Source organism: Chryseotalea sanaruensis (genome assembly GCF_003990915.1).
Classification (GTDB): domain Bacteria; phylum Bacteroidota; class Bacteroidia; order Cytophagales; family Cyclobacteriaceae; genus Chryseotalea; species Chryseotalea sanaruensis.
Genome location: NZ_BHXQ01000003.1, coordinates 444500 through 466795, shown reverse-complemented (window position 1 = coordinate 466795; position 22296 = coordinate 444500). Strand labels below are relative to the sequence as shown.

Annotated in this window: 18 protein-coding genes and 1 other RNA gene; 5 read left to right on the top strand and 14 right to left on the bottom strand. The window is 38.2% G+C overall.

Annotation, left to right across the window (positions count from 1 at the left end; translation table 11 throughout):
• Positions 1-140: 140 nt before the first annotated feature.
• The 5 genes from SanaruYs_RS09940 to SanaruYs_RS09920 form a co-directional block, all read right to left on the bottom strand.
• Positions 141-2624: a cation-translocating P-type ATPase gene (locus tag SanaruYs_RS09940; protein ID WP_127122400.1), complete on the bottom strand. Its 2484-nt coding sequence runs from the start codon at positions 2622-2624 to the stop codon at positions 141-143.
• A gap of 241 nt (positions 2625-2865) precedes the next feature.
• Positions 2866-3315, bottom strand: coding sequence for a hypothetical protein (locus SanaruYs_RS09935; protein ID WP_127122399.1), 450 nt, complete (start codon positions 3313-3315; stop codon positions 2866-2868).
• Between the two features lie 2 nt (positions 3316-3317).
• Complete coding sequence (locus tag SanaruYs_RS09930) at positions 3318-3746, bottom strand: helix-turn-helix domain-containing protein (RefSeq protein WP_127122398.1); 429 nt, start codon at positions 3744-3746, stop codon at positions 3318-3320.
• Positions 3743-4222, bottom strand: a complete 480-nt coding sequence (locus SanaruYs_RS09925; protein WP_127122397.1) for a hypothetical protein — start codon at positions 4220-4222, stop codon at positions 3743-3745. The genes SanaruYs_RS09930 and SanaruYs_RS09925 overlap by 4 nt, the downstream gene beginning before the upstream one ends.
• 296 nt (positions 4223-4518) lie before the next feature.
• Complete coding sequence (locus tag SanaruYs_RS09920; RefSeq protein ID WP_127122396.1) at positions 4519-5307, bottom strand: hypothetical protein; 789 nt, start codon at positions 5305-5307, stop codon at positions 4519-4521.
• A 113-nt stretch (positions 5308-5420) separates the two neighbouring features.
• On the opposite strand from SanaruYs_RS09920, the gene SanaruYs_RS09915 reads away from it, so the two are divergent.
• Positions 5421-6251: a hypothetical protein gene (locus tag SanaruYs_RS09915; RefSeq protein WP_127122395.1), complete on the top strand. Its 831-nt coding sequence runs from the start codon at positions 5421-5423 to the stop codon at positions 6249-6251.
• A gap of 134 nt (positions 6252-6385) precedes the next feature.
• On the opposite strand, the gene ssrA is transcribed toward SanaruYs_RS09915, so the two are convergent.
• Positions 6386-6778: a transfer-messenger RNA gene (ssrA, locus tag SanaruYs_RS09910) on the bottom strand.
• Positions 6779-6866: 88 nt separating this feature from the next.
• Entirely contained in the window at positions 6867-10103 is a 3237-nt protein-coding gene (locus SanaruYs_RS09905) for a sensor histidine kinase (protein ID WP_127122394.1), read from the bottom strand.
• Positions 10104-10250: 147 nt separating this feature from the next.
• Here SanaruYs_RS09905 and dnaX point away from each other — a divergent pair, with 147 nt between their 5' ends.
• Positions 10251-11363: a DNA polymerase III subunit gamma/tau gene (dnaX, locus tag SanaruYs_RS09900; RefSeq protein ID WP_127122393.1), complete on the top strand. Its 1113-nt coding sequence runs from the start codon at positions 10251-10253 to the stop codon at positions 11361-11363.
• A gap of 263 nt (positions 11364-11626) precedes the next feature.
• Positions 11627-11962, top strand: a complete 336-nt coding sequence (locus SanaruYs_RS09895) for a DUF8439 domain-containing protein (RefSeq protein ID WP_127122392.1) — start codon at positions 11627-11629, stop codon at positions 11960-11962.
• A 137-nt stretch (positions 11963-12099) separates the two neighbouring features.
• Here the strand turns inward: SanaruYs_RS09895 and porD are convergent, their stop codons facing one another.
• The 7 genes from porD to SanaruYs_RS09860 all read right to left on the bottom strand — a co-directional run bounded on the left by porD (position 12100) and on the right by SanaruYs_RS09860 (position 19781).
• A complete protein-coding gene (porD, locus tag SanaruYs_RS09890; protein ID WP_127122391.1) occupies positions 12100-13029 on the bottom strand; it encodes a type IX secretion system protein PorD in 930 nt (309 codons plus the stop codon).
• On the bottom strand, positions 13022-14221 hold the full coding sequence (coaBC, locus tag SanaruYs_RS09885; RefSeq protein WP_127122390.1) for a bifunctional phosphopantothenoylcysteine decarboxylase/phosphopantothenate--cysteine ligase CoaBC: 1200 nt from the start codon (positions 14219-14221) through the stop codon (positions 13022-13024). Before coaBC ends, porD begins: the two co-directional genes overlap by 8 nt.
• Positions 14222-14308: 87 nt before the next feature.
• Complete coding sequence (locus SanaruYs_RS09880) at positions 14309-14632, bottom strand: DNA-directed RNA polymerase subunit omega (protein WP_127122389.1); 324 nt, start codon at positions 14630-14632, stop codon at positions 14309-14311.
• A gap of 4 nt (positions 14633-14636) precedes the next feature.
• Complete coding sequence (locus tag SanaruYs_RS09875) at positions 14637-15449, bottom strand: outer membrane protein assembly factor BamD (protein WP_127122388.1); 813 nt, start codon at positions 15447-15449, stop codon at positions 14637-14639.
• Between the two features lie 327 nt (positions 15450-15776).
• Positions 15777-16469 carry a T9SS type A sorting domain-containing protein gene (locus tag SanaruYs_RS09870; protein ID WP_127122387.1) on the bottom strand — a complete coding sequence of 231 codons (693 nt, stop codon included), beginning with the start codon at positions 16467-16469 and terminating at the stop codon, positions 15777-15779.
• A 137-nt stretch (positions 16470-16606) separates the two neighbouring features.
• Positions 16607-18115 carry a M20/M25/M40 family metallo-hydrolase gene (locus tag SanaruYs_RS09865; RefSeq protein WP_127122386.1) on the bottom strand — a complete coding sequence of 503 codons (1509 nt, stop codon included), beginning with the start codon at positions 18113-18115 and terminating at the stop codon, positions 16607-16609.
• 88 nt (positions 18116-18203) lie between these two features.
• On the bottom strand, positions 18204-19781 hold the full coding sequence (locus SanaruYs_RS09860) for an OstA-like protein (protein ID WP_160118629.1): 1578 nt from the start codon (positions 19779-19781) through the stop codon (positions 18204-18206).
• Positions 19782-19830: 49 nt separating this feature from the next.
• Between SanaruYs_RS09860 and tilS the strand changes: the two genes are divergently transcribed.
• Together tilS and mdh are read left to right on the top strand one after the other, a co-directional pair.
• Positions 19831-21156: a tRNA lysidine(34) synthetase TilS gene (gene tilS / locus SanaruYs_RS09855; RefSeq protein WP_160118628.1), complete on the top strand. Its 1326-nt coding sequence runs from the start codon at positions 19831-19833 to the stop codon at positions 21154-21156.
• A 121-nt stretch (positions 21157-21277) separates the two neighbouring features.
• On the top strand, positions 21278-22207 hold the full coding sequence (mdh, locus tag SanaruYs_RS09850; protein ID WP_127122383.1) for a malate dehydrogenase: 930 nt from the start codon (positions 21278-21280) through the stop codon (positions 22205-22207).
• Positions 22208-22296: the final 89 nt, after the last annotated feature.

The window sequence follows — 22296 nt, the reverse complement described above, 5'->3', positions numbered from 1 at the left end:
TAATGGTTAACAAACTACCTATAAAGATGCATTTGTATTGGGATAAGATTCTGTACAAGCATCTTTATTTTTTACACAAACCAGCCAGCGATGTATTCACAATCTTGAATATTATTTGGGTAATCTCAGAAAGCGTTTTTTCAAAATGTTTTTTTAGAATTTAATTTTAAAAATTTGTAAAGCTCTATCCAAATAGTTGAAGCTAAAGCAGTAAGTCCGCAGTAGACTAATTCCTTTAAGCCGAGTGATTGAATTTCAAAAAGGTTATTTAATGCGGGAACTTGTAGCATCAGGACAAGAAGCATGATAGAAATACCGATGATTATTGGAATTAAGTTATTTTTTCTTAGGATCGTTTTCACTATTGTTCTCGTAAAAGAACGGTTCACAAGGGTTAAGCATATATTAGATAAAATCAATGTTGTGAAGATCAACGTTCTTGTTTTTACTTCATCAAAACCTTGCAGATGGGCATAATATCCCATAAGTACACAGCCAGCTGTAATAATAAGGCCTTGAAATATAGTAAGCCAAAGTTGTGCTGAACTCAAGAGATTTTTGCTTGAACTGGTTGGTTTCATTAACTCATTTTTATCAGTTGGTTCGTTTTCATAGATAACAGAACAAGTCGGCCCCATTATTAACTCTAGAAAAATAACATGAATGGGAGAAAAAAGCATGGACGGTAAAAAAACTAAGAGGATGGGTAATAGTACAAGTAGAATAATTGGTATGTGAATAGAGATAATATACCTGATGGCTTTACTCAGATTTTCGTTAATACGTCTTCCTAAAAAGATAGCATCCACCATAGCCCCCAGGTTGTCGTTGGCTAAAATGAGGCCAGCAGCCCCCTTAGCTACATCGGTTCCTCTTTTACCCATAGCTATACCGATGTGTGAGGCTTTTAGTGCAGGTGCATCGTTTACCCCATCGCCTGTCATGGCAACTATGGCTCCGTTTTCTTTTAGGACATTTATTATTTTGAGTTTGCCCTCTGGATTTATGCGTGCAAAGATGCTGGTATGACCAACAGTTCTCTTTAGTTCTTCTTGGTTCAGACCAGCGAGTTCACTACCTGTTATTACATTTTCTGTTTTAATGCCTGTTTGATTTGCAATGGCAATAGCTGTTTCTTTATAGTCGCCCGTGATCATTTTTACTTCAACACCCGCCTCATAAAATTGTTGAATCACCCCAGCAATTTTAGGATCTGCAGGATCATCAAAAGTAATAAGTCCTAGAAATTGAAAATTAATATCTTCTTGCCCCTCAGGGAATTTAGTTTGTAGCCAGTTACCCTTGGCAACACCTAAAACGCGCAAGCCACGTTTGGCATAGTTACTTCCCTTATCTAAAATATTTTTTTTTTCAGGTTCATTTATTTTGCAAAGATTAAGTACGCCTTCCAACGCACCCTTACACGCTACTATAAAATCTTTCTCTTTATTTTGATACACATGCGTCATGACAGGTGGAGATCCTGCTAATGGAAACTCCTTTACCATGTGGTAATATTCTCTTTCATCGGTTGGTGATGTACTTGTATAAAAATGGTGAATAGATTTCTCCATTGGATCAAAAGGCTTGACTTCGCTGGCCCACATAGCGTAGTCCAGGATCACATTCGATTTATTTATGCTGCTAAAATCAGTTTCTTCTTGAGTAGTAAAATCGAAAGTGTGTGCAACCTGCATGAGATTCTTAGTAAGCGTTCCGGTTTTATCTACACAAATTACCGTTGCAGAGCCTAGCGTTTCTACCGTTTTAGGACTACGGGCAATGATTCCCTTTTTTAAAAGACGGTAAGCGCCCAACGCCATAAAAGTTGATAAGGCCACAGGTATTTCTTCCGGCAGTACCGACATGGCCATGGTTAATCCATGTAAAAGTCCATGAATCAGACTTCCACTTTCCCACCAGTTATAAGCCCATACAAATACAAAAGCGATGCTGCCTGCAATCACCATTACTTTTACAAAACTGGCTACTTTAAGTTGCAATGGTGTTTTTTCTTTACCTGTACTAGCAACCAATTCGCCTATACCAGATAACATTGTTTGTGATCCCACAGCTTTTACCTGTGCATAGCAATAACCACGTACTACAACGGTGCCCTGTAAGATTGTGTCGCCTTCAAATTTTTCAACAGAGACAGATTCACCGGTAAGTATCGCCTCGTTAACGGCAAAGTCGTTGGAAGAAAGTATAAGCGCATCAGCTGCAATAATAACCCCCTCTTCACAAACGATGATGTCATTTTGAACGACTTCATCAATTGGAATTTCAATAGGCGTTGAATCGCGTATTACTTTTGTTTTGCGCGCTGTTATTTTACTTATGGCTTTAACCGCTTTTTGACTCCTGAAATTCTGCAGCACATCAATACCCGCTACAAACAGAAGTGCTACCAGCATAGTGATAGCCTCTGCATACTGTTTAACTATAAAATAAACAAGGCAAGCGAGCAGCAGTAAAATGAACATGGGTTCTGTAGCCGCAGATTTAATGGTAGTTAGCAGCGTATTTTTCTCGCGTATGAGAAGGTTCGAACCAAAACGTACACGTTGTTCATCGACTTCTGCTTTGCTCAAGCCTTTTATATCGCTTTTAGGAGTTTCCATTTTATTAGGGAATACTTCAATATACGATTTGTCGAATACCAAATTTTATATGATTTACATATTAAAATAGGTTCAGTTCAGTAAAGCTGTTGGTAAGGTGCGGAGAATAAATCGGGAAAAGCTACGATACCCTTCTTTTTAATTCAGATTGTGCTTCTTTTGGACGGGGGCATGACTTGCCCTTGTTATCTGAACGAGGGCAAAAAATCAATGAATTTGCCCTCGTATCTAACTCGATGAATTATTTCTCCAGTCTGATTGAACCAGGAGGAAAGAAAGCCATAGGATTAACTATAGGAATAATAGCCTGTTCAAAGACAGTTCCTTTTGAAAGTAATTTGAGCATTCCACGTGTAGTTGAAATCTGTATACCCATAAGTGACGCCATTAACTGAATTGGCAACCTCGTTTTATCAACGACAACTTCATTAAAATTCTCAATAACCACCTCTCCCTTTGTGCGTATTGTTCCTAATAATTCTGTATGCGCTTCATTACTAAATATTTCAACTGAAGAGATTAGAATAACCTTCTTTTCCGCTTGGTTGATTTGAGAATCAACACTAAGTTGAAAATTGATCTTATTAAGATCAATTTTTTCTGCATTAGGTGCTCTCTCCTCTGCATTGAAAGAGATGAGGTCGAAGGCATGAAATCTCCAAACCACATTAATATTTTTTACGGTCTCCATAATCAGTTATGTTGATAGCAGAGCTGCTCTAATTCCACTGAAGTTTCGGATTCGGTATACAATTGATTGGTAGGCACCTGAACAGTCTGCTTGCCCTCAACAGCAAGACTTATATGATCAGAACTTCCATTAGACACTTTTAATACATATACTCCCTTACGCTGCTTTGATGTCACTTGTAGGATCGGTTCACCTAACACACCCTGCATTTTTACAATGGAGTTGGTTGTGAAATTATGTGTTCCTCTCATCCACTTGCTCACTTCGGATTCTTTCTTTCCCAACTTTTCAGCAAACTGACGCTGGGTCATACCCTTGCTTTCCAATATCTCGTGGATACGGTTAGCAATCGCAAAAGAAAATTCAACCGCATGTTTTACATCGGGTGAAATTCTTTTTCTGCGCGCTTCTAGTCCTGCATGTTTTTTCATAAGTCAATTGTAAATGTTAGTTTCCCTGAAAGGGTATTGTTTTGTTCCTTCTTAATTTTTCCCTGATCGTAATACCTTAGTAGTTTATTCCCTGCTTTCCTGACTATACGAACCATCTCCTCTAGATCTGAATCATCTTGAAACCTCCTTACGTGCTTTATCCCCCCACCGCCAATCAAAAGAAATATGTCGTCTATACGGAAACAGTAGAGTCTGAGCTTTTTACCAAGGTTAATAGGTATAGCCTTGACACGTTTGTCACCTTCCGGACGAAAATGTCTCTCCAGGACACCCTCTCGACCAATAATTTCGAGCCAACTTGCAATTGTATCCATCTCTGAGTCAAAGTCTGATTGACTATCAAACTTGTTGAAGAATTTATCGAATTCAGAGAGTTCTTCATCTTGAAAACGAAGCGTATAGAAGGTGGCCTTCTTGTGCTGTTCGAACAATTCAATACAAATTATACGCTTCACTTATAAGTTAAGTTCCAAAATTAATTGAATAATTTGATTTTGAACAAAAAATATTATAAACAACTGATATTCAAATAATTATAATCTAAACTTGTAGATCAAATTCTTGTTAATCCACAGCTCTTTCTATCCCAAACATTATACCTGGTCTGTCTAACATTATTGACCTTGAGAATTTTAGATAACGCTATTTAGACTGAACTTAAGTCATTTTATAACGAAATATGAAGAACAATAAAAATGCCACGGTATTAGCTAAACATCAACCATTCAATCTTCTAGATAAGAGAAAGAAATTAATTTGATAATTTTTTGTGAAGTTGGATTATTTTCTCGGTATATAAACGCATAAACATTAAGTCAGACAAAACGGATTCATCTCCAATAATTTTTATGGAATTTATAAAATCGGGCATAGATATAAGTTTTGAGATCTGATCATATTTTTCAACTAAAATTAAAAGCTCTATCCCGATATTGCTTTTAAATATGCTATAGTAAATGGACTTGTCTTCTTTCTTAAAATTAGAATTTGAAAGCATTGAATCTAGCGTTAGAAGTGAAGCCTCATATACTGTGAAAACTGTTTTAAGTTGCGGTGTGACAGAACGTAGAATATTAATATTTTTTTTCCCCCATTTGAAGGAAATAGGACTTTTCAGGTCACTTTCAAATAATGTTTCAACATTGTCATTTAGATAGTTAATTACTCTTGTGCCTTCTCTATCATTAAAAGATAATCTATCAATACTAAATTGTAAGAGTTCAATTTGTTTATAAATAATATTTGTTAATCTAATTTCATAGAATTCTTTTCGACTTAATGCTAACTCTTCTTGCTGAGTCTTTAAACTAATGTAGATAACAATGAATGCTAATGCTGAGAAAAGTGCGGTTAATCCTCCAAAACTATCTCCAAAGGAATTTGGTGAATCAATAGGGTTGTCAAATGAGTTACGTATTACAAGATAATAAATAATGAATGTAGATGCAGTTATAAAAATCCATATCACCAGCTGACTTGGTTTATACCATTTTCTATTTTTTAAAAATAGTATTTTAGATTCTATGATTTTCCCCATCATTCAGTAAATATAAGAATTGATGCCCACTTAATACTATAAGTATTCGAAATGCACCACGTATTTTAACTAACAAATGGTTTCATTATCTTCATCTATAAATCAGGAATTGAACCATGGGAAATAAAAGCGCCAGTTTGAAATCATTTAAAGATCAACTAAGTAATATTGCTCATGTTGCACCACTTATTGGTGCCTATTTCATTATTTATGGTACGTTAAAGCTTAAGGGTTATTATGGCTATTTTGGGTTGTCAATTATTGAGTTCATTGATTTTTCAGAACTGGTGCTTTATTTCATTACGGATCTAGATATAATAATTATTCTTTTAGTACATGCTATTCTGAATTTGTGGTCATCTACTAATACTGTTGGCATTGCTATAAGCAAAATAAAAACTATAAAAAGTAACGAGGCCAAGATTCAGGAATTAAATATATCAGAAAGTGATAATCTGGAGGATCAAAACAATTTAATAAGAGATAACGCAAAGCAAAGCAATCATCTTATGGTGCTTGGCTATTTAGCATTAGGTCTTCTGTTTATTTATGGCGGTGTTATATTATTTACAATGGTTCAAGCTATAAAAAAAGGAAATTTTGAAATGGCAGGAGTTATTCTTCTTTTTTTTGTTGTGTACTTCTCAATAACTAGAAAGTTGAAAGAGAAAATGAGTTCTACTATGATGGTTTTAATTTCTATTCTAATTGTGATGCCCCCAATGATTTACTTCAAAGAAAAAGATAGGGCAATTGAGGTTACAAATGGGAAAGGGAAGAAAGCTGAGGTATTTATGGGAAATTTGGCTTTGACGAATGATTCTACACGTTTCTACTTAGGGAAAACAAAGGAGGCAGTACTTATCTATGACAAATCTCAAAAAAAGGTTGATATCTATAGAACATCCGATGTTACAAAAATATCTTTCTTTCATATTTTCGACTGATATTAGATCATAGAAAATTAGTTTTTTATAAAAAACATTAGATTTTGCTAAATGGTTTATTGAGAAAGACATTAGTTAATACTAAAATATGATATAAAAACAAAAAAGCCCTCCTACGCAAAAGCTTAGGAGGGCAGTGGAGCTGCAGGGAATCGAACCCTGGTCCAGAGAAGGTGAAAATCGAGCCTTCTACATGCTTAGTTAACTTTAATTTTTGTGAACAAGCCGCCAGTTAACAACCAACTTATCCCTTAGTCACTTGATCTTAGCTGTGCTTAGTAACCTCGCGCAGAGCAGTTTTGCTGTTCGACACCGCTATACCAGCTCCCGCAAATCAAAGGAACTGAGCGATGATGGCCTCCGGCTTCTTAAGCGGGATAAACTTATCTAACGATTCGTTAGATTAAGCAGCCATGGCGTAAGTTGTTTCGCCACGTAATTGTTGGAACTATCTTTTAAGGCTCTCATCCCATGAGCCTGCATGCTTATACTCGTCTACACACGGCCTGTCAAAACCGGTCAGCCCCATAACCAACTGTTATGGTTATTAAAAGACAAATATAGTGTTTAAAAAGTTCCTGTCGAAAATCCACTTGTCAGCAGTATCAATTACAACTATTGCATAGGTAAAATAATTTCGAAAGTAGTATTCCACCCCGGCAGGTTCTTCAAATGAATTTGACCTCCTATTTTAGTAAGCGCTTCTTTGGCTATGAAAAGTCCCAGCCCTGCACCCTTACTTTTTTCGCTGCCCCGATAGAACATGGCAAAAATATTTTCGGAAATGGCTTCTTCTATACCTCTTCCATTATCTGAAATTTCAATTTGGAGGTTGTTCTGCTGACTATGACATGTGATATTTATTTTAGGATCTCTGCGGTCACTAAAAAGAATGGCGTTTTCTAATACATTTTGTAAGGCAACTTCAAGCAGATAGGCATCCGTTGCAATAGTGCAGCCCTGACTATTGCGCCCAATTTGAGTTGCCGTAAAATCTGGTAGGTTATCCAGTTGTACTAAAGCACGATCAACCACCATTGCAATTATTATTTTTTCCTGTTGCAGATTCCAGTCTTTAACTCGTTGGTAAACGAGTAGCTTCTGCAGAATTCTGTTGGTGGCATTTATTTCTACTTCCAACAAATTAATATACTGCAAAGCGGTTTTGTCCTGTACATCCAGCTTGGCAATATGGCAAAGGCCGAGTAAGCGTGTAAGTGGCCCTTTAATATCGTGTGAAGAGCGATAGATGAAAGTATCTAACTCTTGCTTAATGGCTAGTAAGTGTTCATAAGCATGCTGCAGTTCGCCTGTTCTGGATTCTACAATTTTCTCCAGGTTAACATTAATGAATTTAAGATTTTCATTTTGCTGCGCTATAACGCGGTTTGCTTCTTCAATCTCTTCACGACTCGCTTCAATCTCTTCTTTCTGTGCTTCCAGCAGTTGATTCTTATCTAAAATATCCTGATGCTGTTTTGTTATTTCATGGGTTCGTTCTTCTATATTTTTTTCTAGCCGCTGATTAGCAATCCTTAAACTATTGGATCGCCAACGAACGATTGATATTACAAGGAAGGTTCCACCAATAAAGTAGAATGCATAAGTCCAGACACTTTGATACCAGGGTACCTGTACACTAAAAGGCAATGTACCTTCCTCACTAACGATATTCTGAAGACTGCGGGCTTTTATCTTAAAAGTGTAATTGCCTGCTGGAAGATTTGTATATTCTTTTTGTGGAAGTAAATCATAGTCGGACCATTTTTTATCAAATCCTTCTAAGAAGTAACTGTATTCCATTTCATTGCGAGCAGTAAAACCCATGCCGGCAAAATGAAATCGAAGGCTATTTAACTCAGCAGGAATATTATTAAGTGTTGTTGACCCAAGCAATGAATCTTGTCGGATGGCAATTACAGAGCGTATGAGTACTGGAACTCTTTGTTGCTCTTTCTCCTGCGGGTTATAGTGAACAATACCATCGGAAGTGAGTAGATAAATATTATATTGATCTGCAATGTTAATGTCGTTGATTTTCAAACTATTGATTCGCTTGAAAATATCTTCTTTCACTACATAACCATCTTTTGATTTATGTCCACTAAAACCAATGGAATAGCGTTTACCTTTTTTTTGCAATATGTAAGTGCCCCATAAATTACCGATATCGTCTTGCTTAAGTAGTTCCACCCAGGTAAGCTTGTCACCAAAGAGCTGCTTGTTTAATGTTGGGTGTATTTCAAATTGTTGTAATTCCCGGTTAAATCGGTACAAACCTTTTTCTGTTCCAAACACCACTTCATTTTGCAATGCAAATGGTCTTACTCTAAAGGCAGAGGGTAATCCATCTTTTTCAGTAAACAAACTTAATTCAGGATCAGCGCTTATATCATTCTTAAAATCTAAACGATAAATTCCTCGCGTTGGACTGTTAATCCAAATCATACCATCCTCATCTTCCGCAAAGTAGTAGATCGACTCAGGGGTATATTTCAGTTTGCGATAAACGTTGGCATTCTTTCCATTTTTTTTCAGCAACACAAGACCTTCAACAGTATTAGCAAGTATGTAGTTTGGGAATTTCTTTAGTGGTAATAGATACCAGGCTCTATTACTAAAGCCAATGTTTAAAAGTTTATCGTTTTCAATACTAAAAATTCCAGTATTAGCCGAAACCAGCAGCATAGTTGAATCGCTGTACAAGTGCCATGCCTGAAAACCGATTTCGTTAATTGGTTTGAAGGGAACAAAACCTTCTGATGCTGAGCCATTACTTTTTTCTTTTTTAAACAGCCCTAAGGAACCAGCCGCAAAGAATGATGAAGCATGTGAAGTAAGATTGTAGAATTGACCGTTTACACCTGATCGCTCCTGAAAAGATGAAAAGGGAGATCCTAGTTCCACTAAACTAATTCCGTTATTACAGGCTATCCATAAGTTATGTGTAAACCTGTCTTCTTCTATCGACCATACAGACTCATCTATTAAACCTTGCTTTTTACCAATATGCTGTAGAATATTCCCATCATGATCAAGAATAATTAGACCCTTAGTACGGGTGCCAATGGCGTAATTGCCATTGCTTAACAATTTAGCAAAACTATTTTGGGTAATGATAAGCTGATTAGCAGCACTGTTTAAGGTGGTAAAAGTTTTACCATCATATAAGACTAGTCCTCTTTTTTCTGAGATAAGTAGTGTTCTGCCGTTTCCGTAATCAAATGCTGCATTAATAGATTCGTTTTTTAAAAACTCACCACCCGGAACTAATTCCAGGCTATCTTTTTTTAATCTTAATAATCCCACATCTTCTAACCTTACCCACACTTCACCATAAATAAAAAACGAACGATGCCTGGTAGTATTAAAAGGAATGGCTTTTATCGATTGAGCTTGTTTATTGTAGAGGTACAAACCTTTGGTAGATCTGAAAACCACTAAATCATTGGTTGGATGAATAGACCAGACATCATTAAAATCGTGATAGGCACTATCCAAAAGGTGTAGCAGCGAATTGTATTGTACATCACCATTATCACTTGTATGTAAATAACCAAAATCACCCTGCGCCCCAACATACATAGTACCATCTTCGTCTTGAGCCAAAGCATGAACCTCCGATTTATTGGTTATCGTTATCAAATTCCAATCCACACCATCATAAACCAGCAAGCCGTTGTTATTACCTATGTAGATAAGGCCTTCATTACTTTGTAAAACAGTGAAGTTTTGGGGGCCTTGCCGGTATGTTGAAGTAGGGAAATTGCTGACAAAAGGTAAGCCACTGTCAGGCTGCGCCATAGCGCAGTGCAGAACCATTACAGACACGATGCAAAAAAAATACTTCATAGGGGATTTGCTGAAGTGGACAATACGCCAAACTGTTAATACAATCTACAAAAACTTTATGCCCTATCCGCTTATCAATTAATAAATTACGAGGTTGGTCAATTTAAAACTTTCGATTTTTCTTTACTTATTCTATTTTGCACCCCAATGGAAGGATTTGTTGTATCAGCGCGTAAGTATAGACCCTCAGGTTTTGATGAGGTAGTGGGGCAGGAACATATCACAACCACCCTGAAAAACGCCATTGATAACAATAAACTAGCTCAAGCACTCCTTTTTTGTGGCCCCAGGGGGGTTGGTAAAACAACCTGTGCCCGTATTGTTGCCCGTTTAATCAATGGTTTTGAAGAAAAAGCTGAACAAAACTCACTCAATATTTTCGAGTTGGACGCAGCCTCCAACAACTCTGTAGAAGATATCCGCAACTTGATTGATCAGGTGCGTTATCCCCCTCAATTCGGTAAATTCAAAGTCTATATTATTGACGAGGTTCACATGCTTTCAAATGCTGCTTTTAACGCATTTTTGAAGACACTGGAAGAGCCTCCTGCTTACGCTATTTTTATTCTGGCTACCACGGAAAAACACAAAGTTATTCCAACGATACTTTCACGTTGCCAGATATTTGATTTTAACCGCATTCAGATAAGCGATATAGCCAATCACCTTAAAAAGATTGCTAAGGTTGAGAATATTCCAGCTGAAGATGAAGCACTTCATTTGATTTCGCAAAAAGCGGATGGTGCTTTGCGCGATGCGTTATCCATTTTCGATTTAATGGTGACCTACGCTGCCGGACAAGGTGTTACTTTTAAAAGCGTACTGAATAATCTGCACATCCTGGATTATGATTATTATTTCCAGGTTGTTGATTCACTGATGACGCAAAACCATACACAGCCTTTGTTGCTTTTTGATGAAGTGTTAAAGAAAGGTTTTGATGGCCAGAATTTTATTGTTGGACTTGCAGAGCACTTCAGAAATTTGCTCGTATCGCAAGATGCACGCACGGTTCAATTAATGGAAGTACCTGACAGTGTAAAGAAAAGCTATGCAGAACAAGCGAAGGCCTGCCCACCACAAATTTTATTAACATGGCTTAACATGGCCAGTCAGGCAGATATGCAATATAAAGCCAGCAAGAATCAACGTCTTACTGTTGAATTGGCTTTAATGAAGATGGCGCACGTGACGCATTTAATTAGTCCTTCTAGCCTTAACGCATCTGCCGCTGAGGCAAAAAAAAAAGTGATGGCGTAGAGGCAGTAGCCGAAAAGGAACAAGTTTCAACCTCAGAAGAGGAAAAGTTTGTTACTCAAGAAACGACAAAGCCGCAAGAAGAGGCACCAGCTTCAGGTTTTGTAGCACCCAAACCCGACTTCGCTGAGAAAACCAGATTTAAATCTGCGCCTAGAAGTATAAAGCTTAACGACCTGCTTAAGGTTGAAGAGAAAAAAGAGGAGAATGGCACTCAAACCTATCAGTCAACAGTTAAAGAAGAGAAAGCGTTTACTGATGAAGAGTTGAAAGAGGCTTGGACGACTTTCGCGGAGACGCGTAAAAAGCAACAGGCAGATTATTTTTTATTAGCTCAGCCCTACGAAAGAACCGACACACGAATAGTCATGCCTTTGTCTAACCCCATACAGGAGACAATGCTTAACGAATTCAGATTGGAATTAAATACTTTTTTGAGAGAACGTTTACAAAATTCAAGCATCCAGGTTGTGGGAGAGTTGCGCGTTGTGGAAGAACGAAAAATGATTTATACTCCTCGCGATAAATTTGAATACCTCTCGTCTAAGAATCCTATGTTCAGAGAACTTAAAGACCGTCTTGGTTTGGATCCGGATTTTTAATACTTAACTGCTTTGCAGTGTAAACTTATTTTAATTCAGTACAGAAAAACAGTTGAGGTAATGTACTGATTTATAGTTGGTGGATTTGCCGATATAAAATGCTGCATTGATAATTGGCAATTGTCAATTTTACAAAATCAATTTCCTATAATTTTCCCATACGATCCCTTATTGATTGGATCCATGGCTGTAATCAGGTCGTAGGCCTGTCTGCGTATCTGCAGGTTGCCATCAGAAAATACATTGCTAAGCTCTTTGGCCTTGGCATCAAAAAAGGAAATCACCAGTAGTGAAGATGGATTAATATCTCTTACCCGTTTAATATCTTTTAAACATTTTAAAATTACTTCACGACTTTGATCCGGTGTTTTATCAAAGCTATCCATACCCATGCGGTGATAAGTGTACATAGCTTTACGTAAATCTGTTAGTTGCCCATTTAACAAGTTCTCAGATAGCCAGTATCTATTCCTATTACCACCTAATGCCTGCCATCCCGTACGGTTTGCGGATTGCGCATTGTTTACTACTGCTTGCGCTCGTTGAAAATATGGTGTGCCACCTAAATCGCTGAAAGAGTCGTAATCCATACCTAAAATTATGTAAGCATAAAATGCGAGCATGGAAGTAAGGTTACTTGTATAGCCATTGTCGTTAAACTCTAGAGGCTGTGATTCTACATATTCAAATTCCCAATCACGGTCAGCGAAGTTTAATAAGAGGCTTGAGTAATTGGTATTATAAACCGGTCTTGCTGATTGTATTTGTACTGAGGCCTTGAATACACCAATAGAAGGCATCTCGTTAATGTTAATGAGAATGGAGCATGCTATTTTTTCATGTACTCGGTAGGCGTCATTCGTCCATTTACGTGTGTTTATGAATTGCTGAAAGGCATTCTTCATGTCTTTGAAAACATTGTTATCAGAAATCTGGACACGAGGTCCTGGATTTATCGTTACAAGACAATTAAGTTCTTGAGCGTTTGCTATATGTATCGATACCAGTAAGATGATTACTGGTAAATAATTTTTAACAAAACTAAATATGTGCTTTTTATCAAGCATGGATTAAGTGGCTAATGGCTTTTACGATGTCGTTGGCAACAGCTTTCTTGTCTTTCAATTCAAAGTTTTGTTCTTCCTGATTACGGTTAATAATAGTGATCTTATTTGTATCATGACCAAAACCGGCACCTTTATCGTTTAAAGAGTTTAACACAATCATGTCAAAGTTTTTAGACTCCAGTTTTTTAAGAGCGTTACTTTTCTCTTGTTCTGTTTCTAAGGCAAAACCTATAAGCAATTGACCATTCTTTTTTTGTTTACCCAGGGTAGACGCGATATCCACAGTTTGTGTCAGTTCAATATTCAGGCCTCCTTCTTTCTTTTTTATTTTCTGATCGGCCTGTACTAAAGGCTTATAATCAGCTACTGCTGCAGAAAGCACTGTTATGTCTTGTGCCGCGAAAATTGAAGCACATGCTTCATACATTTCTTGTGCAGCTGTAACGGCTATTAACTTAATATTCGAGTTTGTCAATTGTTGATGTGTCGGGCCGCTTACTAGGGTTACCTCTGCACCTTCATTGGCAAGACTTTCAGCAATGGCAAATCCCATTTTTCCGCTAGAATGATTTCCAATAAAACGAACAGGGTCTATGGCTTCGTATGTTGGTCCTGCTGTTACCAGTGCTTTCTTGCCGGTGAGTTTACCTTTTGAAAAATGTTTTTTAAGCCTGGTTACAATTTCTTCAGGTTCTGCCATTCTTCCATTGCCGACTAAACCACTGGCAAGTTCACCGTAACCGGATTCAATGAAGTAATTGCCAAAACTGCTAAGTGTAGCAATATTCTTTTTTGTGGCACCGTGTACTAACATATCCAGATCCATGGCAGGTGCTATCATAACAGGGCAGCGGGCTGAGAGATAGGTAGCCAGCAACAGGTTGTCGCATAAGCCATTGGCCATTTTTGCCATGGTATTGGCACTGGCAGGAGCTATTAACATCAAATCTGCCCAAAGTCCAAGCGCTACATGGTTATTCCATTCACCGGTTTTATCTTTTTCAAAATCAATGAGGACAGGATTTTTAGAGAGTGTAGCTAGCGTGAGTGGTGTAATAAAATCGGTAGCCGATTTTGTCATAATCACCTTTATCTCAGCTCCCTCTTTTACAAGCAGGCGAACCAACACAGCAGCTTTGTAAGCTGCAATACTGGCGCTAACACCTAATAAAATTTTTTTTCCTTGTAGCATGATGATAAAGGTAAAAAAAGAAAGGTTCAAAACATGTCGTGATTACGGCACATCCTGAACCTTTTCTGCTTTATAGCATATGTAAGATTAAATATCCAAACGCTCTTCAGCTTCACCACGTATGCGGTGATTTAACTTACCTTCAAAGAATTCTTCGATGGCAGTAGAAGTAGGTTTGGGCATACGCTCATAAAACTTTGAAATCTCGATCTGCTCACGATTTTCGAAAACCTCTTCAAGGTTATCAACTGTAGTAGCGAACTCAGCTAACTTGTTGTTCAATTCTTCTTTAATGTTGCTGGCAATCTGGCGTGAACGCTTTGAGATGATCACCACTGATTCGTACACATTGTTAGTGGGTTCGATCAGCTTTTCCATATCGCGGGTAATGATAGACGGATTTGTAGCCATAGTATTAGATGTTAATTTTTTTTAATCGATTTAGTTGTTCAAGACTTTCAGCATACATTTTTTCAGCTTCACGCAGGCGCTCGCTGGATGGATACTTGTCTATGAAATTTTTATAGTCTTCTATTACGTTTTCGTATCGCTCCTTTTGCTTGCTTAGGATACTTTGTTCAGCTAATTGAAATTCAGCATCAATAACTAAGAAATGTGCTTCTTCCAGGAATTTGCTATCTGGGAAATTTTTTGTGAAATTTTCCAGAGACGTAATAGCAGCCTTGTATTGGCGTACCCTGTAATAGTGCTTGGCATTTTCAAAGCCCTTTTTCTCCAGTTTTACCTGTATGGCCATAATTACCTCCGTTGCTTTTTCACGGAAAGTGCTTGTTTGAAAGCGATTTAGGAAGTCCTGCATCGCTGCCATAGCATTTACGCTCTCAGTCTGATCGAGGCTGGGGCCTGGAGATGACAAGTATAAAGAATACGCATACATGTAACGCGCTTCTTCAGCAGAGGCACTTCTGCCATACGTTTCATAGAATGTTTTGAAGTATTCTGCTGCAAAAAGGTAGTTTTTATCATAGTACTGGCAATATCCTAAGTAGAATTGCACACGCTCACCCTCAGGCAAACCCCTAACAATGGGTAACACTTGATCAAAAAGCACAGAAGCACGGTAGTAATCTTTCTTTTCGTAATAGCTGGTAGCGGCCTCGTATTTTACGCGCCAATCCTCGCTTTTTTCGATTTTCCTGAATTTACTACAGCCGAAAGCGACTAAAAGAACCAAAAAAAACAGTTTTACCTGAAATACCTTTAGCATAAGCTTGCAAATATACTATCCTTACAGATAGGACAAAAACGGAATTTATGAAGAAATGGTGTGGTTTGAATAAAATTAATTGGGAATACTACCAGTTTCAAAAACAGTAGAGATTTGATAGAAAACCCATCCGTCAGACCGCTGAAAGCGGAAGCAAACAGCAATCAGACGAATTTTAGGTAAAGACACGAATTAGCTAGAAATTATTAAATCAGAAAAGATTATAGGCAATAGACGCTACTGATTAACAAGTAAAGAGCGTAATTCATCTATGAAAAGTGGTGTAATCTGCCCCTCGGCAGGTGGATCTGTGGGTAACAATAAAGACTATTTTTTCACCATGATTTTGCGTGTCAGCACGCCTTCGCCATCCACATATAGGGTAAAAAAGTAGATGCCGGCATTCAGATCATCAGTACGCATTTTAAGTTTTGTTTCTGAAGCAGGCAGTCGGTAATCGCCCACCACATTGCCAAGCAGGTTGCGGAGTATGATGTTGTAACTAGGAAGTGTTTTATGGATTTTATAATCAACCTGAGCTGACTCGACAGCCGGGTTGGGATAGGCGTCAGTAAGTGTGATGAAATGTGAGTCGTAAATAGATTTACGCTCAGCAAATTCTTCTACCGAAAAATTCACATCAAACTCAACCGCTTCATTTTGGTTGTTTTTATTAACAACCACATAGCGCGCAGAACTAATTCCTGCTGCGAGGCCTGCATCAAAAGTAATAAGTAAATCGCTTGTACTCTGGCCTGGTTCCAAACGTAGACTTAATTCTTCAGCACAATTCCCATTAAGGCAAATTTGTACAAATTGCGTACTGCCCATGTTCGACTGAGATTTTCGTATGATAAGATTGAGTGCTTTGTTATCGTTATTGCGTATGCGAAGACCACTTTGTACAGTTTCACCGATTCCAGCCTTAAGTGTTTCAGTGGAGAGGTTTACATCAAACTGCTGCGCCTGGGTGCTGGCCCAGGAAAGTAGTACCGATAAAAGGAGGAGGTATACTTTCATACAGTTTAAGTGATGAAAGAAATTTACCCTATTTTAATTTTACTTCATAGAAAAAAGTAAAGTTTTTCTGAAAATAAGGCAATAACGATACAATGTCAGCGTTTAACCTACCCACTTTTAGGTAGAATTACTTAGTACTATATTTTCTCAGTTAATATGCAGATAAAAGTTTTTACGGCATCGATGTAATTGCCCAGCCGGATATTTTCATTCTCTGCATGCTGATTATTATCGGCATTTACGGTAGGTACCGCTACTGCAGGAATACCCAGCGTCACTACAAAAGGTGAAATGGGGATGGAGCCACCTGCAGTTCTAATTTTTATCGGTTCCTTTTGAAAAGCATTTTTCATAGCCTTATCTAACCACAAGCCAAGTGCTGAATTAAATGATGTTTGAAAGGCGCCATAAGAAATGGAGGATTGTATAGCTGCAATTTTGGGATATTTCATGCGCTCCTCTTCTGTAGGTTCAGTAGCTACTACGTGGTAGCCTTTGCTTATAACATGCTGACGAACTAATTCAATTAATCGATCTGGATTACTTGAGGGCACTAAGCGAATATCGATTTCAGCCGTTGCCCAGGCAGGTATTAATGTTCGTGCTTTCTCACCAATGTAAAGTGCATCCAGACCACGGATATTTAATGTTGGGTATTGCATGGCTTCCTGAAAGGTTGGTGCCACTTGGTCGGGTTCTGCGATACCCAAAAAATGCTTCAGCTCTTCTTCGTTATCAGGGACTAGTTTTAGTACGCGTTTCTCTTCATCTGTTAATACAATACCATCGTAAAAACCAGGTATGGTTACTCTGCCTTCATCGTCTTTCATAGAGGCCAATAGCTGCGATAAACGCAAGGCAGGGTTTGGTGCGTAATTGCCATAATTACCACTGTGCATATGCGCTCGAGGGCCAAAGGTGGTTAAGGTAATCTCGCAAATACCTCGGGCACCAAAGGTGAGTGTGGGCTGATTGCTTACATGACGTGGGCCATCAAAAATAATAAACCAGTCAGCACTTAATTCATTTTTGTAAGTAGTAACTGCGGCAGGCAGGCGAGGGGAACCTAATTCTTCTTCAAAGTCCATAATGACTTTGATGTTATAATTCGGCTCTTTCTTCAATTCTTTTAAGGCGTCTAATGAGGCTAGAAAAGCAGCTGCAGGACCTTTGGCATCGGAAGTGGAGCGTGCAAAAATCCGCCAGTCTCTATTGATGTCACCTTTAAGTTTATCATCGTTTATTATATTCCACTTGCCTTGATTATCCTGTTCTTTTAATACGGGTTTCCATGGACTTTCCTGATCCCACAACGCAGGGTTTACTGGCTGGCCATCAATTTGTAAATAGATAAGTACTGTTTTGGTGGCTTTTTTTACCTTCCGTTCTGCTAACAATAAGGGAACCGTTGCAGTATTAAGTCTTTGGCTTGTAAAACCTCTTTTAGCAAAAGCACTTTCGCACCACATTATATTTTTTTCTATGTCCTGGTGTTGGCTGGCTACGTTCGGCAAGCTGAGTAAATCATAAAATTCTGGTAAAGATGCTAATGCATTTTTTTTCGCCAGTTTATCTAAAGGGTTTTCCTGAGCTGTAACTGATATAGCCAGCAATAATAATGATGTAAAAAAAATAGTTTGCTTCATGGTTCAAGGCTTGTGTGCTTGTAAGATAAAGTTAATCATCCCTGAAACAAAAAGCACCCGCAACCGGGGGTATGTTGCTTTTAATTGATTAGCGAATCACGTCCTTTTTAAGCGGTCGCTTTTCGATTTGCCAGAGAAATCCGCGCAAGCGTTTGTCACCATCTAACAATTCGTGAGGAGGAATGAACTGTGCTTCGGGTTTTACATAAGAGCTAAAGGTGTCTACTTTGCCATCTTTAAAGCGGATGAGAATACGACTACAAATGATTTTATTCATACCCATCATAGAATTATCTTTCTCATCGAGTGCGAAATAGATATTCTCGGCATTACCATTTACATAAACACGATGCAGTTTCTGATCTTGAAAATCGGCAATCATCTTTTTTCCTTTAATCTGATTGAAGTCATGCAGAATGGTGTCTTCGGATATCACAAAAGCATTTGTGTTAAGGAAGATTTTACTAATTGTATTATTGGAAATTAGCATGCTGATAGAATCGGCAGATAATTGATTTTCGGTTGTCCACAATACAGGTTTCTTATAGAAGATAATGGTGGAGTCAGCAACACGGTACTCAACTGAATCAGCTATGCCCTGAAGATCATTTTTGAAAATGCGGACATTGTTGTAGGCAAGAATTCTTTTTTTAGTAGCGTCTTCGCTATCTATAGATACAAGGGTATCGGCTGTCATGAAAAGCGTATCGCCCTCATCGGTAATTTTAGCCATGTAAGCGCGATCATACACTTTGGAAATATTCTTTAGCTTGTACGCATCAGAAGCCTGTCCATAAATAATGAGGCTGTTTTCTTTGGAAGTCATCACAACATCACCCCTTATTCTGTAAATTTTATTCAGATCATCCAGGCTATAACTTTTTCCGGAAATGGTATAGTCCTCGTTTTCACCGACACCTTGCTGTAGATCGGATTTTTTCTGAAGAGTGTTGTAACTTCCTTTATCATAAACAAAGGTTGCACTGTCTTTATCTATAACAGTGGTGGGCGTGACGAAGTAAATTATTTTGGTTGCTGAATTATACTGTAAGCTATCGGCACTCATGGTATAGTCAGGGTTGGTTACCACCACCAATTTTTTAAAAGAAGAAAGGTTACTGTTTACATTATAATAGCCTTTGTTGCTGGTAAGCACATTGGTACTATCCACCAGTTTGCCGTTATTAAAATAATAGGCTGTGTTTTTTGTACGATCATAATCAAGAAAATCGGTATAGAGTGTAGCGGTCGCCAACTTGGTGAACACAACGTTTCCACGGAGTTTAGCTAAACGCTTATCGCCTTCATAAATAAGTGACTTACCGGTAACGGTTACAGAATCTCCTTCAGTAATTCTTATCTTACCAAAGGCTTCTACAATATTTGTTTTGTCAAACAAGTGGGCTGAGTCGCAATAAATGGTTGTGGTGTTTTGGGCTAAAATAACATTACCAATAAATCTCCTAAATTTTTCACCAGTAGCTGTCTGACCACCTTTTATTCTATCTGAATTTTTAATGTCGACCTTTGAGGAGCCCTTTTTCCTTTGAGCGAATGCCTGGTTTGTGTTACCAAGGATAAAAATGAATAAAATAATTGCCCCAAATGTGCTTGAAAGACTTGGCCAGGACGCAAATCTGAGAAGTTGTGATCTAACTGCATTCATATTTTGCTGCAAGCTACAATGTAAATTGTTAAGGTTGTAATTTGCAGTCGTGTTAAAGCAATTTATAAGCCACCTTTCCGATAAACACAATATCCAAGCTCCTGCCAAAGTATTACTGGCAGTCAGTGGTGGTTTGGATTCTATGGTTATGCTTGAGCTTTTCCACCAAAGCGGTTTTAGTGTCGGCATTGCACACGTTAATTTTGAATTGCGGGGAGAGGAATCTGATGGTGATGAAGCGCTGGTTAAAAATGTTTGTCAGCAGAAAAATATACCCTTTTTTACAACCCATTTCTTCACAAAAGACTATGCAAATGAGAAGGGTATTTCTGTACAAATGGCTGCCCGTGAGTTGCGCTATAAGTGGTTTGAAAGTCTTGCTGAAGAGCATAATTATGAGTGGATTGCTACTGCCCACCACCTGAATGATTCTATAGAAACGGCTGTGTTTAATTGGACAAACGCAGCCTCTCTTGCGGGTCTTTGTGGCATTGCCGCGCAGCACGGAAAAATCATCAGACCTTTATTATTTGCCAGACGAAAGGAGTTGGAAGACTTTGCGAAAGAGAATTCTGTGATTTGGCGTGAGGATAGCAGTAATGATAGTGATGTGTATAAAAGGAATTTTATCCGTCATCAGATTATTCCAAAGCTAAAGGAGCTTAATCCTTCTTTGGAATCTTCTTTCATGCGCGGCCAACGTAAATTACAAGGTGAGTTATCATTTTTAAATCATGCTTTGCAGCAATGGAAAAATCAATTCGTTTCAATTCAAAACGATGTAGTAAATATTGACAAAAAGGGTTTTAATGAAATAGATGCAGCTGCTATCATCTTATATAAAGTAGCTGAGCCTTTCGGATTTAATTTTGATGTCTGCGAGGAGGTGCTACAGGCTCTTCATGAGCAATCAGGTAAAAGATTTCTGTCGAACAGTTATCAAATGATTGTTGATAGAAGCAAGTTGCTTATTAGTAAGCAAGTTGATGAACTGGATGCTGTTCTAATTGAAAGGGATCAGACGGATGCTTTTTTAGGCAATTGGCATTTGAAGATTAGGGTTGGGACAAAACAGGTACCTATCAATGATCTTAATGTGGCTATGTTAGACTTTGCCAGGCTACAATTCCCTTTAAAATGGAGACAATGGCAAGCAGGGGATACTTTCTATCCTTTAGGTATGAAAGGGAGTAAAAAGGTGAGCGACTTGCTTATCGATAACAAGGTTTCACTAGTGGATAAGACGAAAGTCACCGTATTAACATCCGGTGAAGAGATTATTTGGGTTGTAGGCCACAGACTTGATGAACGATTCAAGCTTAGCGAAAATACCAAAGAGACACTCATTTTAACCTTAAATCCATATTTTACTTAATATCCTTTTTCTTTGAGCAATCCATTGATAAATTCACGCGCTCATTGGGACAAAATCGTAGAAAGACTCGTTCAAATGCAGTCTAATGTTTTGACTTTCAATAACTTAATCTAAAATCAATATGAAAATAACTGTCGTTGGCGCTGGTAATGTTGGCGCAACCTGCGCGGATGTGTTGGCCTACCGCGAGGTAGCAAACGAAATTGTGCTTGTCGATATTAAAGAAGGCTTTGCCGAAGGGAAGGCGCTTGATATCTGGCAAAAAGCACCCATCGATCTTTACGATTCTCGTACCATTGGTACAACCAATGACTATTCGAAGTCGGCTAATTCTGATGTAGTAGTGATCACTTCTGGTTTGCCACGTAAACCAGGAATGAGCCGCGATGATTTGATTAATACTAACGCTGGTATTGTTAAATCTGTGACTGAAAATGTAGTTAAGTATTCTCCTAATGCCATCATCATTGTGGTTTCAAACCCATTGGATGTAATGACGTATCAGGCACACTTAACTTCAAAAATGCCACGCACACGCGTAATGGGTATGGCTGGTATTTTAGATACTGCCCGTTACCGCGCATTCTTGGCAGAAGCATTAAACATTTCGCCAAAAGATATACAAGCAATGTTATTGGGTGGCCATGGTGATACTATGGTTCCGCTACCACGTTACACAACAGTAGCTGGTATACCAGTAACTGAGTTGATTGATAAAGACAAGTTGAACGCAATTTTAGAAAGAACTAAAGTTGGTGGTGGTGAATTGGTGAAGTTGATGGGTACTTCAGCTTGGTATGCACCAGGTTCTGCTGCAGCACAAATGGTTGAAGCTATTGTGAAAGATCAGCGTAGAATTTTCCCTGTTTGTATCAAACTGGAGGGTGAATACGGTATTAACGATTGCTACCTTGGTGTGCCTGTTGTATTGGGCAAAAACGGTGTAGAAAAAGTAATTGAGTTAGACTTGAATGCTGATGAAAAGGTATTGATGGAAGCAAGCCGCAAGGCTGTGCGCGAAGTAATGGATGTATTGGATAAGTTGGGGTAATTCTGATTTTTTTATGAAATAGGAAATGCCGCTTTGATTTTCAGGGCGGCATTTTTTATTAATTTGAAATTTGAAATGATCTTATTCAG

What these genes read in the sequence shown, in the direction of transcription:
- SanaruYs_RS09870 (WP_127122387.1), bottom strand. Translation starts at nt 16,469, where the DNA reads ATGAAAGTATACCTCCTCCTTTTATCGGTACTACTTTCCTGGGCCAGC.
- SanaruYs_RS09930 (WP_127122398.1), bottom strand. Translation starts at nt 3,746, where the DNA reads ATGAAAAAACATGCAGGACTAGAAGCGCGCAGAAAAAGAATTTCACCC.
- SanaruYs_RS09860 (WP_160118629.1), bottom strand. Translation starts at nt 19,781, where the DNA reads ATGAATGCAGTTAGATCACAACTTCTCAGATTTGCGTCCTGGCCAAGT.
- porD (WP_127122391.1), bottom strand. Translation starts at nt 13,029, where the DNA reads ATGCTTGATAAAAAGCACATATTTAGTTTTGTTAAAAATTATTTACCA.
- SanaruYs_RS09920 (WP_127122396.1), bottom strand. Translation starts at nt 5,307, where the DNA reads ATGATGGGGAAAATCATAGAATCTAAAATACTATTTTTAAAAAATAGA.
- SanaruYs_RS09940 (WP_127122400.1), bottom strand. Translation starts at nt 2,624, where the DNA reads ATGGAAACTCCTAAAAGCGATATAAAAGGCTTGAGCAAAGCAGAAGTC.
- SanaruYs_RS09875 (WP_127122388.1), bottom strand. Translation starts at nt 15,449, where the DNA reads ATGCTAAAGGTATTTCAGGTAAAACTGTTTTTTTTGGTTCTTTTAGTC.
- SanaruYs_RS09915 (WP_127122395.1), top strand. Translation starts at nt 5,421, where the DNA reads ATGGGAAATAAAAGCGCCAGTTTGAAATCATTTAAAGATCAACTAAGT.
- mdh (WP_127122383.1), top strand. Translation starts at nt 21,278, where the DNA reads ATGAAAATAACTGTCGTTGGCGCTGGTAATGTTGGCGCAACCTGCGCG.
- coaBC (WP_127122390.1), bottom strand. Translation starts at nt 14,221, where the DNA reads ATGCTACAAGGAAAAAAAATTTTATTAGGTGTTAGCGCCAGTATTGCA.
- SanaruYs_RS09880 (WP_127122389.1), bottom strand. Translation starts at nt 14,632, where the DNA reads ATGGCTACAAATCCGTCTATCATTACCCGCGATATGGAAAAGCTGATC.
- SanaruYs_RS09865 (WP_127122386.1), bottom strand. Translation starts at nt 18,115, where the DNA reads ATGAAGCAAACTATTTTTTTTACATCATTATTATTGCTGGCTATATCA.
- dnaX (WP_127122393.1), top strand. Translation starts at nt 10,251, where the DNA reads ATGGAAGGATTTGTTGTATCAGCGCGTAAGTATAGACCCTCAGGTTTT.
- SanaruYs_RS09905 (WP_127122394.1), bottom strand. Translation starts at nt 10,103, where the DNA reads ATGAAGTATTTTTTTTGCATCGTGTCTGTAATGGTTCTGCACTGCGCT.
- SanaruYs_RS09935 (WP_127122399.1), bottom strand. Translation starts at nt 3,315, where the DNA reads ATGGAGACCGTAAAAAATATTAATGTGGTTTGGAGATTTCATGCCTTC.